The organism is Bacillus carboniphilus (assembly GCF_039522365.1).
GTDB lineage: Bacteria > Bacillota > Bacilli > Bacillales > JC228 > Bacillus_BF > Bacillus_BF carboniphilus.
Map to the genome: position 1 here is coordinate 140,147 of NZ_BAAADJ010000023.1, position 14,221 is coordinate 154,367.

10 protein-coding genes and 1 other annotated feature are annotated in these 14,221 nt (G+C 38.4%); of the genes, 9 read left to right on the forward strand and 1 reads right to left on the reverse strand.

Features of this window, described 5'->3' with window-relative positions; translation table 11 throughout:
- Positions 1-82: 82 nt before the first annotated feature.
- The 8 genes from ABDZ91_RS12870 (at position 83) to ABDZ91_RS12905 (ending at position 10,514) form a co-directional block, all read left to right on the forward strand.
- A complete protein-coding gene (locus ABDZ91_RS12870) occupies positions 83-847 on the forward strand; it encodes a TrmH family RNA methyltransferase (RefSeq protein ID WP_343799582.1) in 765 nt (254 codons plus the stop codon).
- 94 nt (positions 848-941) lie between these two features.
- Positions 942-1,186, forward strand: a binding site (T-box leader).
- Between the two features lie 241 nt (positions 1,187-1,427).
- A complete protein-coding gene (gene pheS, locus ABDZ91_RS12875; RefSeq protein WP_343799584.1) occupies positions 1,428-2,465 on the forward strand; it encodes a phenylalanine--tRNA ligase subunit alpha in 1,038 nt (345 codons plus the stop codon).
- 18 nt (positions 2,466-2,483) lie between these two features.
- Positions 2,484-4,898, forward strand: coding sequence for a phenylalanine--tRNA ligase subunit beta (gene pheT, locus ABDZ91_RS12880; RefSeq protein WP_343799586.1), 2,415 nt, complete (start codon positions 2,484-2,486; stop codon positions 4,896-4,898).
- A gap of 132 nt (positions 4,899-5,030) precedes the next feature.
- On the forward strand, positions 5,031-5,294 hold the full coding sequence (zapA, locus tag ABDZ91_RS12885) for a cell division protein ZapA (RefSeq protein WP_343799588.1): 264 nt from the start codon (positions 5,031-5,033) through the stop codon (positions 5,292-5,294).
- 2 nt (positions 5,295-5,296) lie between these two features.
- Positions 5,297-5,839, forward strand: coding sequence for a CvpA family protein (locus tag ABDZ91_RS12890; protein ID WP_343799590.1), 543 nt, complete (start codon positions 5,297-5,299; stop codon positions 5,837-5,839).
- A 139-nt stretch (positions 5,840-5,978) separates the two neighbouring features.
- Positions 5,979-7,694, forward strand: coding sequence for a DNA polymerase/3'-5' exonuclease PolX (polX, locus tag ABDZ91_RS12895; protein WP_343799592.1), 1,716 nt, complete (start codon positions 5,979-5,981; stop codon positions 7,692-7,694).
- A 35-nt stretch (positions 7,695-7,729) separates the two neighbouring features.
- Positions 7,730-10,087 (forward strand): endonuclease MutS2, encoded by a 2,358-nt coding sequence (locus ABDZ91_RS12900; protein ID WP_343799594.1) that lies wholly within the window; start codon positions 7,730-7,732, stop codon positions 10,085-10,087.
- Between the two features lie 22 nt (positions 10,088-10,109).
- Positions 10,110-10,514 carry a DUF350 domain-containing protein gene (locus tag ABDZ91_RS12905; RefSeq protein ID WP_343799596.1) on the forward strand — a complete coding sequence of 135 codons (405 nt, stop codon included), beginning with the start codon at positions 10,110-10,112 and terminating at the stop codon, positions 10,512-10,514.
- Positions 10,515-10,651: 137 nt separating this feature from the next.
- On the opposite strand, the gene ABDZ91_RS12910 is transcribed toward ABDZ91_RS12905, so the two are convergent.
- Positions 10,652-12,211 (reverse strand): SpoIID/LytB domain-containing protein, encoded by a 1,560-nt coding sequence (locus ABDZ91_RS12910; RefSeq protein ID WP_343799598.1) that lies wholly within the window; start codon positions 12,209-12,211, stop codon positions 10,652-10,654.
- 303 nt (positions 12,212-12,514) lie between these two features.
- Between ABDZ91_RS12910 and ABDZ91_RS12915 the strand changes: the two genes are divergently transcribed.
- The gene (locus tag ABDZ91_RS12915; RefSeq protein ID WP_343799601.1) at positions 12,515-14,215 is read left to right on the forward strand and encodes a long-chain-fatty-acid--CoA ligase; all 1,701 of its coding nucleotides are present in this window, start codon (positions 12,515-12,517) and stop codon (positions 14,213-14,215) included.
- The last annotated feature ends 6 nt before the right edge of the window (positions 14,216-14,221 follow it).

A 14,221-nucleotide genomic window follows, 5' to 3' on the forward strand; every position in this document is an offset into this window, starting at 1 on the left:
ATTCCACAACTACAAGTTTATTATGTGCTTCGATTCATGTATAATTCGAAAAAGAAGCTGACTGAAGAAGGAGAGACCAATCTTGAAATGGATCCAATCCGTTCAAAACGAAAAAGTTAAAGAGTGGAAGAAGCTTTTACAGAAAAAAGGCCGTGACCATACGAATCAATACATAGTTGAAGGTTTTCATTTAGTTGAAGAGGCTTGTCAGAATCCGTCTGTTGTCCAGGCCATTATGGTAAGGCAAGATATTGATTTACCTGACTGGGCACCACCATCCATTGACACCTATCAAATATCTCCAGAAGTGGCTAAGGCAATTTCAGATACAGAAACTAACCAGGGCATTTTTGCCATTTGTTCAAAAGTTGAACCATCCATTTCAAAAGGGGCAAAGTCCTATCTTTTATTGGATGCTGTTCAAGACCCAGGAAATTTGGGGACCATTATTCGCACGGCGGATGCAGCTGGAGTAGATGTCATTATTCTAGGTGAGGGAACAGCTGATGTTTACAATCCTAAGGTATTAAGAAGTGCACAGGGGAGTCATTTTCATGTCCCAATCATGAAAGGCAATTTATCTGAATGGATAAGTAAACTCCAATCTCAAGGGGTTACGGTATATGGGTCGAGTCTACAAGGAGCCAAGCCATACCAATCAGTAAAACCTCAATCACCATTTGCACTTATATTAGGTAACGAGGGAAATGGTGTTGATCCGTCTGTTCTGGAGAAAACAAATGAAAACTTATATGTCCCCATTTATGGGAAAAGTGAATCATTAAATGTGACGATTGCAGGAGGTATCCTTCTATACCACCTTGTGCATGCTGTACATGAAGAGTAAACAAAAGCTCATTTGAAATTTATTTCGTTTCATACTATAATGTGGTAGCAAGTACTGTCGTATTTCCATATACTAAGAAATACATAAATATTTTGTAAAAACGATGATAGAGAAAAGTACTTTGTTAAAAATCCATAAAGGGAGAAAATGCCTAAGACTGAGAGCATTTTCATGGGATTGGCAAAGGAAGTTCACCTCTTGAGTTGGCATCGGGACCATCCTTCGAGTACGAAAGATGTAAAGATGCCCCGGCAAATGGCCGTTATCTAAATGAAGCTGGACACCAGTGTATCTTTTTGGTGTCAATTAGGGTGGTAACGCGAACGTCTCGTCCCTTTATGGGGAGTGGCGTTTTTTTGTTGTTAACGAAATTATTAAATCGCCTATTATGGAGAATTTTTAAAGAAATGTGTCTCCGGCCAGCTCCAGCGCCTAGCCCCTCGAGGTCACAAGCCAATCCGACATGAAGGTTAAAGAACAACCTTCCTGCCGGCTCGTCTTGTGCTTGTCGGGGCTGATCGAGGCGCTTACGCATTTGTACTTTGTCTCAAAAAACATGGAATAAAGGAGGATTTCCAAGATGGAACAACGATTAAAAGAATTAGAACAAGAAGCGATTCAGAAGGTTCAAACAGCATCCAGCTTAAAAGAGCTTAATGATGTTCGTGTCGCTTATTTAGGTAAGAAAGGACCCATCACTGAAGTGTTAAGAGGTATGGGGAAGCTTTCTGCTGAAGAAAGACCAAAAATGGGAGCTTTAGTTAATGAAGTTAGAGAACATATCTCAGCTGAAATTGAAACAAAGCAAGTTGCTTTAGAAGAACAGGCTATCCAAGAAAAGCTTGCTGGGGAAACGATTGATGTAACCCTACCAGGTCGTCCTGTAAAGGTTGGAAACCATCATCCATTGACTCGAGTCGTTGAGGAAGTGGAAGACTTATTTATTTCGATGGGCTATGAAGTAGCAGAAGGTCCTGAAGTTGAAACGGATTATTACAACTTCGAGGCTCTAAATCTTCCGAAAGGTCACCCTGCTCGTGATATGCAGGATTCTTTCTACATTACAGAAGAAATGCTTCTACGTACTCATACCTCTCCTGTTCAAGCTAGAACGATGGAAAAGCATAAAGGAAAAGGGCCAGTTAAAATCATTTGCCCAGGAAAAGTATATCGTCGTGATTCCGATGATGCTACTCACTCTCACCAATTTACACAAATCGAGGGATTAGTTATTGATCGGAATATTCAGATGAGCGACTTAAAAGGAACGCTAAATGTTTTCGCCAAGAAAATGTTCGGAGAAGAACGAGAAATTAGACTACGTCCAAGCTTCTTCCCATTCACAGAGCCATCAGTAGAAATGGATATCTCTTGTAAAATTTGTGGAGGTTCAGGCTGTAACGTATGTAAGGGAACAGGTTGGATAGAAATCCTAGGTGCTGGTATGGTGCATCCAAATGTTCTTGAGATGGCAGGCTTTGACCCAAATGAATACACAGGATTTGCATTTGGAATGGGTCCTGAAAGAATTGCGATGTTGAAATACGGAATCGAAGACATCAGACAATATTATACAAATGATATTCGTTTACTAAGACAGTTCGCTGTACATGAATAAAGGATCGGAGGTTACACAATGTTAGTTTCATACAATTGGTTAAAAGATTATGTAGATTTATCTGGTACAACACCAGAAGAATTAGCTGAAAAAATTACCAGAACGGGAATTGAAGTAGAGTCAGTTGATCCTGTTAGTGAAGGCATTAAAGGTGTAGTAGTTGGCTATGTGAAAGAGTGTGTTCAGCATCCAAATGCGGATAAATTAAATAAATGCCAAGTGGATCTTGGAGAAGAAACGGTTCAAATTATTTGCGGAGCACCTAACGTGGCTCAAGGTCAAAAGGTAGCAGTAGCAACAGTTGGTGCAGTGTTGCCAGGGAACTTCAAAATCAAGAAGGCGAAACTTCGTGGTGAAGAATCGAACGGTATGATTTGCTCTTTACAAGAACTAGGATATGAAGCAAAGGTCATTTCAAAGGATTACTCAGAAGGTATTTTTGTCTTCCCTGAAAATGTAGAAGTGGGACAAGATGCTATTGAACTGCTTAACTTACATGACAAAATTTTAGAGCTGGGCTTAACACCAAATCGTTCAGATTGTTTATCTATGTTAGGTGTAGCTTATGAGGTGGCAGCTATTTTAGGAAAAGATGTTAAGCTTCCTGATGTTCCAGCTTCTCAAGCCACTAATTCGACTTCTGATTATATTGATATCCGTGTAGATGTACCAGAAGATAATCCATTATATGTAGCTAAAATCGTGAAAAATGTTACGATTGCTCCATCTCCATTATGGTTGCAAAACCGTCTAATGGCAGCTGGAATTAGACCACATAACAATATTGTCGATATTACAAACTATATTTTATTAGAATATGGTCAACCGCTACACGGTTTTGACTATGACCGTCTTGGTTCAAAAGAAATCTTGGTTAGAAGAGCTCACGAAGGCGAGAAAATCGTAACTTTAGATGATGCAGAAAGAACATTAAGCGCAGACCACCTTGTTATTACAAACGGTAATGAGCCTGTAGCTGTAGCCGGAGTAATGGGTGGTGCTAATTCTGAGGTACAACCCGATACGAAAACGGTCTTAATTGAGTCTGCACTTTTCAATTCCTTAACAGTAAGAAAAGGCTCAAAAGATCTTGGGCTTAGAAGTGAAGCAAGTAACCGTTTCGAAAAAGGGGTAGACCCTGAACGTGTTCGATTGGCTGCTGAAAGAGCAGCCGAATTGATGGCTGACCTTGCAGGTGGAGAAGTCGTAGAAGGTACTGTTGAGGTTGATACGTTAAAAGCGGAGCCTGTTGTGATTGAAGTTACAATTGAAAAGGTTAATCGAGTTCTAGGTACTGAGCTTACTGGAGAAGAGATGAGTCAGCTTCTTGACCGTCTAAAGATTGCTCATGAAATAAGTGAGGAAAAGCTTGTGGTTACACCTCCAACAAGAAGAGGAGATTTACTAATCCCTGAGGATATTATCGAAGAGATTGGCCGTTTGTATGGCTACGATAACCTACCATACACATTACCAAGAGGTGAGTTTAACCCAGGGTCACTTACTCCGTACCAAAGGAAACGAAGAGTAACTAGACAAATTTTAGAAGGTACAGGTCTATACCAAGTACTTACTTACTCATTAACATCAAAAGAAAAAGCACAAAAATATGCACTTGAAACAAGAGAGCCAATCACACTAGCGATGCCTATGAGTGAAGAGAGAAGCCAATTGCGACTAAGTGTATTACCTGGACTAATTGAAGTCATCCAATTCAACCAAGCTCGTCAAAATGAAAGTGTAGCCATTTATGAAATTGGATCTGTATTTTTATCCAATGGATTAAATGAACTTCCTACCGAAAAAGAACATTTGGCAGGAGCACTTGCTGGAGATTGGATGAACCATGCATGGCAGGGTGAAAAGAAACCGGTCGACTTCTATGTTGCAAAAGGTGTATTAGATGTATTATTCGAGAAGCTTGATGTTGCTTCTAAAGTAGAGTATAAACCAGCACAAATTGAAGGAATGCACCCTGGACGTACCGCTGAAGTTTCTCTAAGTGGTCAAAAATTAGGTTTCGTAGGTCAATTACACCCAAGTGTACAAAAAGAGCATGACCTTAAAGATACGTATGTATTTGAGCTAGATCTGTCTCTATTATTTAATGAAGAAACGAAGGCACTACAGTATCAGGCAATTCCTCGTTTCCCATCCATTACTAGAGATATCGCTCTTATTCTAGACTCAGGGGTCCTTGCAGGTGATGTGAAAAAGTCTATCCTTGCTGCTGGAGGAAAACTGTTAAAAGAAGTTTCTGTTTTTGATGTGTATGAAGGAGAACATATGGAGCCTGGTAAGAAATCTATTGCCTTCTCGTTAAAATACTACGACCCAGAAAAAACATTAACTGATGAAGAAGTAGTGAAAGCACATGATAAAGTATTAGAGGCTGTTCAAGAACAATTTGGAGCTTCATTAAGAGGAGCATAAACATTGGAGGCTGACCTTATAAAAGGACAGCCTCTTTACTCTTCCCAACTTATTCGCTTTCATGGTAAGATAAAGAGAAACTAAAATCAGTGTTTCTTTCCGTTGCTATACGGAAAAAGGAGATGAAACCATTTGTCTCAACCTAAAAAAAATAAAACGACAGTCGACATTTACGGACAACAATATGTAATAGTGGGTCCGGAAGCAACTAGTCATATGCGATTAGTAGCTACTTTAGTGGATGATAAAATGAGAGAGATTGCTGCAAGTAATCCTTCTTTAGATAGTACGAAACTGGCTGTGTTAACAGCAGTGAATGCCGTTCATGATCATTTAGTATTGAAGGAAAAAGTCGAACGTCTCGAAAAAGAGCTAGAGAGAGAAAGAAAGGAGTAGTCATGTTAGATTTAATTATCTTCCTTCTTTTAATTGTGGGGTTAATTATCGGTCTTAAAAGAGGTTTTATATTACAAGCTATACATATGGTAGGTTTTATCGTTTCATTCATTCTTGCATACGTTTACTATGATAATTTGGCACCTAAACTAAAGTTATGGATTCCATACCCAACCTTCGGGGATAGTGAAACCTTCACGATGTTGTTTGAATCTATGAATTTAGATTCTGCTTATTATCATGCTATTGCTTTTGCTATTATCTTTTTTGCTACAAAGATTTTACTACAAATTATTGGTTCCATGATGGATTTCGTTGCTCACTTACCAGTTGTGAAGCAATTGAATGTATGGGCAGGGGGAGCATTAGGATTTCTAGAAGTTTATTTAATGGTCTTTATTGTGTTATACATCGCAGCTTTACTACCCATCGATTTTATCCAAGGACCAATGAGTAGTTCATTCATGGCAAAAACAATCGTTACAAATACACCAATCTTCTCAAGTTCCATTCAAGATTTATGGTTTCAATATTTAGACGTATAAACTTCTCTTTATGGAGAAGTTTTCTTTTTGTGTGGCAAAAGAGACATTTATTCCGAACTTTTTGTAGTCTAGTACGTAAACATGGTAAAGTTTATTATGTGGAAAACTTTAGCTATAGCTAAAAGTAGGTGAAAATCACTTGGCGGATAAAAAACAAATTGTTCGTTTATTAGAGACAATTGCAATATATATGGAACTAATGGGGGAAAATCCCTTTAAAATATCAGCTTTTCGGAAAGCGGCTATTGCTTTAGAAAAAGATGAAAGAAGCTTAGAACAAGTAAAGGATTATACCTCGATATCTGGAATTGGGAAAGGAACGGCGAGCGTAATTGAAGAGTTTATCTTAGTAGGCGAATCAAAACTACTAAACGAGTTGAAAGACCAAGTACCTAGTGGGCTTATTCCATTACTTCAATTACCTAGCCTAGGAGGTAAAAAAATTGCAAAGCTCTACAAGGAGCTTGCAATTACGAATGTTGAGGAACTGAAAGCCTGCTGTGAGCAAGGTAAAGTGGCGAACTTAACAGGCTTTGGTAAGAAAACAGAAGAAAAAATTCTACAAGCCATTCTTGATATAGGGAATCAACCCCATCGTTTACCGATAGCGGCTGTACTCCCAGTCGTAGAATATGTAGAGTCCTATCTTTCTTCCATTAAAGAAATTGAGCGTTTCTCCAAAGCTGGTAGCCTTAGAAGAGTAGAGGATACTGTGAAGGATCTTGATTTTGTAATTGCAACCAAGTCGCCTGATCAAGTTAAAGACAAGCTGTTGGCAATGAAAGGTATCAAAGATATTATCTCAAAAGGAAATACAAAAGTCTCGATTGTAGTGGAAGGAGACTTTGGGCTTTCCATTGATTTTAGGCTTGTTACGATGGCGGAGTTTGCTACCACACTCCATCATTTTACTGGATCTAAGGATCATAATGTTCGAATGAGGCAAATTGCTAAAGACAGACAGGAGAAAATAAGCGAATACGGAGTAGAGGATATAGAATCTGGAGAAGTCCGTACTTTTGAAAATGAAAAAGCTTTTTATCAACACTTTGATTTGCCTTATCTTCCTCCAGAAATTCGAATGGATGGAAAAGAAATAGATATTTTTAATAAAGAGTGTGGTTTGATAGAAATGGATGATATAAAAGGGGATCTCCACATGCACACCACGTGGAGTGACGGTGCACACACTCTTGAAGAAATGATACAAGCCTGTATTCAAAAAGGTTATGCCTATATGGCTATTACAGATCACTCCCAGTATTTAAAAGTGGCGAATGGGTTGACAAAAGACAGAGTACTAAAGCAAAAGGATGAGATTGCAAAGCTTCAAGAAAAATATCCAGAAATACACATCTTTTCTGGAATCGAAATGGACATATTACCGGATGGGTCTCTAGATTATGAGGATGATGTATTAAAGGAGCTTGACTTTGTTATTGCTTCTATTCATTCTAGTTTCCAACAACCAACAAAGAAAATAATGAACCGTCTTAAAAACGCGCTAGCTAATCCATTTGTTGATTTAATCGCACATCCGACTGGAAGAATAATAGGGCGTCGGTCTGGGTATGAAATTGATTTAGATATGCTAGTTGAATTGGCTGCAGAAACAGAAACGGCTTTAGAGTTAAATGCTAATCCCAATCGACTCGATTTACAATATGAATCAATACGCAAAGCAAAACAAGCAGGAGTTCAGCTTTGTATTAATACAGATGCCCATCACAAAGCGTCTCTAGCATTTATGGACATTGGTGTAGCTTACGGGAGAAAAGGCTGGCTAGATAGGTCTGATGTCATCAATGCAATGTCCAAAGAAAGCCTCATACAATATTTAAAAAAAAATAGATAAATCGTTATCAATTGATAGAAACGGGGGTTTATCGGTTGAATCCTAAAGTATATAGAACACTAGAATTTTTAAAAATGAAAGAGCAGCTTTTAACCTATGCGGCCTCTGAATTAGGTAAAAATCGATTAAAAGATTTATACCCTTCTTCTGATTTTTCAGATGTACAAAGAAGTCAAGAAGAAACAGATGAAGCCTATACAGTTCTTCGATTAAAGGGACATGTTCCTCTCGACGGAATTTTTGATATCCGAGCATTTGTGAAACGAGCAGAAATTGGCTCGATGTTGTCAGCAGTCGAGTTAGTACAGATAGCGAGTACTATTCGTACCAGTAGACAAATGAAGAAATTTATTGAAGAGCTTATGGAGGAAGAAGAATTATCACTACCTATTCTGCAACAGCAAGTAGAAGGAATTCCTCATTTAATGGAATTAGAAAAAGAAATTACGGACTCGATTGATGAACAAGGATATGTATTAGACCATGCTAGTGATACCCTTCGAACGGTACGAAATCAAATTCGTTCAAAGGAATCTAGAATCCGGGAAAAACTAGACTCACTTGTACGTTCATCTAACGCGCAAAAAATGCTTTCTGATGCAATTGTAACGATTCGTAATGAACGATACGTTTTACCTGTAAAGCAGGAGTATCGCTCTCATTATGGAGGAATTGTTCACGACCAATCTTCTTCAGGTCAAACTTTGTTTATTGAGCCACAGGTAGTGGTCGAATTGAATAATGATCTACAAGGTTTACGGGTAAAAGAACAGCAAGAAATTGAAAGAATATTAACTTCTCTCTCCAATCAAGTAGGAGAGGAAGCAGACTCTATTCGTTTTACAGTGGGTGTATTAACAGAACTTGATTTCTATTTTGCGAAAGCACGATTTAGTAAGACCTACAGAGGAACAAAACCTTTCTTAAATAATGAAGGAAAAGTATCTTTAAAACGAGCGAGACACCCTCTAATTCCGATTGATGAAGTTGTTGAAAATGATATATGGCTAGGAGAAGATTTTACAACCATCGTAATCACCGGGCCGAATACTGGGGGTAAGACGGTAACCTTAAAAACGATGGGGTTATCCGTCTTAATGGCACAAGCGGGACTTTTCGTACCCGCACAAGAGGGCTCTGAAATCGGAATTTTTAAGTCTGTTTATGCGGACATTGGAGACGAACAATCCATTGAACAAAATTTAAGTACATTCTCCTCTCATATGGTGAACATCGTTGATATTTTAGAAAATGCAGATGGAGATAGTCTTGTGTTGTTCGATGAACTAGGAGCAGGAACAGACCCTCAAGAAGGGGCAGCACTGGCTATATCTATCCTTGATGAAGTCTATCAGAGAGGGGCAAGAGTCGTAGCTACTACCCATTATCCAGAATTAAAAGCCTATGGATATAACCGAGAAGGAGTCGCGAATGCCTCTGTTGAATTTGATGTAGAGACTCTAAGTCCGACGTATAGGCTACTGATTGGTGTACCAGGGAGAAGTAATGCGTTCGAGATTTCAAAAAGACTTGGTCTTCAAGATAATATTATAAATCGTGCTCGCTCATTGATGAGTGAAGATCGTCAAGAAGTAGATTCCATGATTGCCTCTTTAGAAAGTAATCGAAAGAAAGCAGAAACTGCTTGGGAAGAGGCTAGGGATTACCTGAAAGATGCGGAAGACATTCATAAAGATTTACAGAAGCAGATGTCTGAGTATTACGAGAAAAAAGATGAACTTATCAATAAAGCAAAAGAAAAGGCAAACAAACTTGTTGAGGAAGCTAAAAGAGAAGCTGAAACTATCATCCATGAACTGAGGAAGCTTCGCCTTGAGAAAAATGCTGAAGTTAAAGAGCACGAGTTAATAGATGCTAGAAAGAGGCTGGATGAGGCTGCCCCAGAAATTAAAAAGGGACCTAAGAAAAAAAGTACTTCCGAAAAAAGAAGTTTGTTCCCTGGGGATGAGGTTAAGGTCATCAGCTTCGGACAAAAAGGAACCCTTGTGGAAAAGGTATCAAATAGTGAATGGCAAGTTCAAATTGGTATCTTAAAAATGAAGGTTAGTGAAGAGGATATCGAGTGGCTTAAAACACCAAAGCCGGTTGAAACGAAACCTTTAGCGACAGTGAAAGGGAAAGATTATCATGTCAACCTGGAGCTCGATTTACGTGGAGAACGCTATGAGGATGCACTCTTAAGAGTTGAGAAATATATTGATGATGCTTTACTGGCAGGTTATCCAAGGGTTTCTATTATCCATGGAAAGGGCACAGGAGCGCTAAGAACAGGGGTTCAAAACTATTTAAAGAACCATCGCTCAGTCAAGTCATTCCGATACGGTGAAGCAGGAGAGGGTGGATCAGGGATTACAGTTGTGCAACTGAAATAAAGTATAAAAGGGGAAATGTAAGATGGATTCAATATGGGAGAATAGTTTAGTGGAAACGGCGGCCTACTATAGTGTGGTAGTGTTATGTATGATTGTTTTTCTTACCATTTTTGAGCTTGTGACGAAATATAAAAATTGGCAAGAAATTAAGAATGGAAACATTGCTGTTGCCTTAGCAACAGGAGGAAAAATCTTTGGTATTGCAAACGTATTTCGTCACTCTATTCAACAGCATGATTCACTATTAGACATGATTGGTTGGGGAGTGTTCGGCTTTCTCCTGCTTTTAATCGGTTATTTCATTTTCGAATTCTTGACTCCAAAGTTTAAAATAGATGAAGAGATTGAAAATAACAATAAGGCTGTTGGATTAATTTCGATGGTCATTTCAGTTGGATTATCTTACGTGATTGGTGCAGGTATTTAAGGGAGGCAACAACATTGGAACGTTTAGCAAAAATTCTTTTTGCTGTTTGTGCGGGGTTTATTTTAGTAGGTATTATATATTTAGTATTAAATTAGGTGTAAAAAGGAGCCTCCATCTGGAGCCTCCTTTTTTGCATGTTAATATCTCTTTTCTAATTCAATTCCTTGGTAATAGTGCTTTAAGATTTCTTCGAATGTGTGGCCTTTCTCAGCCATACCTACAGCACCTGTTTGAGATAGACCAACTCCATGGCCCCATCCGCCGCCGTATACTTTGAAGCCAGTAACTTCTTTTGTTTGCTTATCCTTTACTGGTTCTACATAAAATAGTGTGCTTAGTAAGACGCTTTGCCCACCACTTGCATTAATGTATTTTAGAGCCCATCTTACACGATCTTTATATTCATAGAAAGTACCATTTTCAGTAACAAATTCAATTTCTAGTACTCTTCCAGAATTTGATCTTTCTAATACGTTTATTTCATAAACCTCTCCGACTTCAGTACTGAAATAACTGCTTAATACATCACTAATTTCTTCAGCTGTCCACTCAAATGTCCAGCGGTGGTATTTAGACCAATCTGATTCGAATGCACCGTTACCTGCAGCTCTTAATGAAGTAGGGTTACCGTTATTTTTGAAAACTTCTAATGTTGGTACATGTTCGAATGCTTTTCCTCGTTGAGAATCTGGAACACCACGTAAATAAGGAACGGCAGCAGATTCCCATACGTCTTCATTGTTCGCTGTGAATCCACCAGTTGTTGAACTATAAACAGCTGTAATGAGTTTTCCATCATACGTAGCTACAATGCCTCTTGTCCCCTCAACAGCATCTGTTGAAATTGGATGTTCTGAATCATATCCACCATATACTTGGTCTGATGTTGTTTGTAACAAGTCATATCCATCAGAACCACGCTTACCTAAGTTAGAAATAGCATACGTTCTTGCTGCGATTGCTTGTGATTTCTGTGCTTCAAGTTCACCATAAGGTACAGGAGGTAATTCGTGTGGAACAACACCATATAAGTATTGTTCAAGTGGTAATTCATTGATACCAGCAAGTGATCCATTGCTATTAAAAGCAACTTCACCTGCTCCACGGTATTGTTTACCGTTAATTTTTACTAGATTATCAGAAGATGTAACGACAATTGCGTTTGTTGTAACGACATCATTTACTCGAATTGAAGATTCTCCTTCTACAACCGTTATAACTTTCCAGAATGAATCTGTGGCTGCAAACCCTTCAGCAATCATTACATTTCTAAATGTATTACGTTCAGCCCAGCTTGCATCAGCAGGAAATTCTCCAATATACAATCTGTATCCACCGTTATAAGCTTCTACGTAGGTTGGATATCCTGCAAGTTCAGCGCGTGATAACCAATCCCGAATATAAGCATCACTTGTTGACCATGCCGTTTGAAGACGGTAGTTTGTCTTCACTTCAGCTGTCCCGCCAATCTCAGCAGTAATTACCTCATTCTGACCAGTGTATAAAACCTCACCAGTTGCTTTATCCTTTACTTCAAAAGAACCATTACTTCCAATTTCAATTTGTTCAGCTGATGGTATAACACCAATCCTAATCATAGGTTCTTCCATGTCAGCTGCTAGTAAGCTTCCTCCACCTTGAAATAGTAAAGCGCTTACAATTGTTAAAGCTAATAAAACTTTACCAAGCTTCTTCATTAATCGGTTTCCACCTTTCTTTCTCCAAAGTTATCTATACCAATTCCATTAAAGAAAGAAGAAATCCTTTCAACAAGAATAATTAACTCCATAAGAATCGCAAAATGATATTTTAGACCTACCAAAAGGCGTTGTGCATTCTAAAAAAAGGGGTATATATGACTACTTGTGAAAAATAAGACATTTGAAATTGAGAAATTCGGACAGGTTTCATCCATCAAATTCGTTGTAGATAACAGGTTGGTATAATATAATGTCATTAAGAACAGTTCGAATGTTCTAACATTTTAAAGGAGGGGTGTTATGACACAAAGGCCTTGGTTAAAAGAGTATCCAAGCGAAATTCAGACAGAATTAGATTATGGAAATAAGCCACTTCAAGCTTATTTGAAAGAAACAGCAAAGGCTATGCCAGATAAAGAGGCCATTAGTTTTATGGGAAAAACCATGACATATGGTGAACTTTATCAGTCTACTCTTAAGTTCGCGAATTACTTAAAAGATTTAGGTATTGAAAAGAATGACAGAATTGCCATTATGCTTCCCAATTGTCCGCAAGGTGTCATTGCGTATTATGGCATTTTAATGGCAGGCGGAATCGTCGTCCAAACCAATCCTCTGTATACTGAACGTGAATTATCCTATCAACTGAAGGATTCTGGCGCAAGAGCGATCATAACGTTAGATATCTTATTTCCTCGTGTGAAGAAGGTACAAAACGAAACAAATGTTGAACATATTTTTGTAACCGCTATCAAAGACTATTTACCATTCCCAAAGAATTTAGTTTATCCATTTATTCAAAAGAAGCAATATGGAATTGTTGTGAAGGTAGAGCATCAGGATAATCACCACTTGCTCACTCACATATTGAAGAATGGAAGAACAACCGAGTTTGATGTGGAAGTAGATTTTGAAGAAGATTTAGCTTTACTTCAGTACACTGGTGGAACAACCGGTTTCCCAAAAGGAGTTATGTTAACTCATAAAAACTTAGTAGCAAATGTTCTAATGTGTAGGTCGTGGATGTATAAGTGTACACGTGGAGAAGAAATTGTTCTGGGGATTCTTCCATTCTTCCATGTGTATGGAATGACTACAGTCATGATTTTATCTGTAATGGAAGGCCATAAGATGGTTCTCCTACCTAAATTTGATCCAACGACAACCTTAAAAACAATAGAAAAGGAAAAACCTACTTTATTCCCGGGTGCTCCTACCATTTATATTGGTTTATTAAATCATCCTGAGTTATCTAAGTATGATTTGTCATCTATTGATTCATGTATTAGTGGATCTGCGCCTTTACCAGTAGAAGTTCAGGCGAATTTCGAGAAGGTAACCGGAGGGAAATTAGTCGAAGGTTACGGATTGACAGAATCTTCACCAGTCACTCATGCCAACTTCTTATGGGATAAGGAACGTAAAAAAGGTAGTATTGGTGTACCATGGCCAGATACAGATGCTGCTATATTCTCGATGGAGGATTGTGAACCATTACCACCAAGGGAAGTTGGGGAGATAGTAGTAAAAGGTCCTCAAGTCATGAAGGGCTATTGGAATAAACCAGAAGAAACAGACTTAGTTCTAAAAGATGGATGGTTATATACAGGTGACTTAGGTTACATGGATGAGGACGGCTATTTCTATGTCGTAGATAGAAAGAAAGACATGATTATAGCTGGTGGATACAATATTTATCCTCGAGAAGTTGAAGAGGTTCTCTATGAACATGAAGACATTCAAGAGGTTGTTGTAGCTGGGGTGCCGGACCCTTATCGTGGAGAAACTGTTAAAGCTTATGTTGTATTAAAGGAAGGTAGAAACCTAACGGAAGAAGATTTAAACCATTTTGCTAGAAAAGCTCTAGCAGCCTATAAAGTCCCAAGACAATATGAGTTTAGAAAAGAATTACCGAAAACAGCCGTTGGTAAAATACTAAGACGTGCATTAGTGGATGAGGAAAAGAGAAAACTACAAGAGGAAGAGATTAAGAATGCATAGTCAGTC

Coding starts and splice junctions, on each gene's coding strand:
- pheS (WP_343799584.1), top strand. CDS start 1,428: ATGGAACAACGATTAAAAGAATTAGAACAAGAAGCGATTCAGAAGGTT.
- pheT (WP_343799586.1), top strand. CDS start 2,484: ATGTTAGTTTCATACAATTGGTTAAAAGATTATGTAGATTTATCTGGT.
- ABDZ91_RS12890 (WP_343799590.1), top strand. CDS start 5,297: ATGTTAGATTTAATTATCTTCCTTCTTTTAATTGTGGGGTTAATTATC.
- ABDZ91_RS12905 (WP_343799596.1), top strand. CDS start 10,110: ATGGATTCAATATGGGAGAATAGTTTAGTGGAAACGGCGGCCTACTAT.
- ABDZ91_RS12910 (WP_343799598.1), bottom strand. CDS start 12,211: ATGAAGAAGCTTGGTAAAGTTTTATTAGCTTTAACAATTGTAAGCGCT.
- ABDZ91_RS12915 (WP_343799601.1), top strand. CDS start 12,515: ATGACACAAAGGCCTTGGTTAAAAGAGTATCCAAGCGAAATTCAGACA.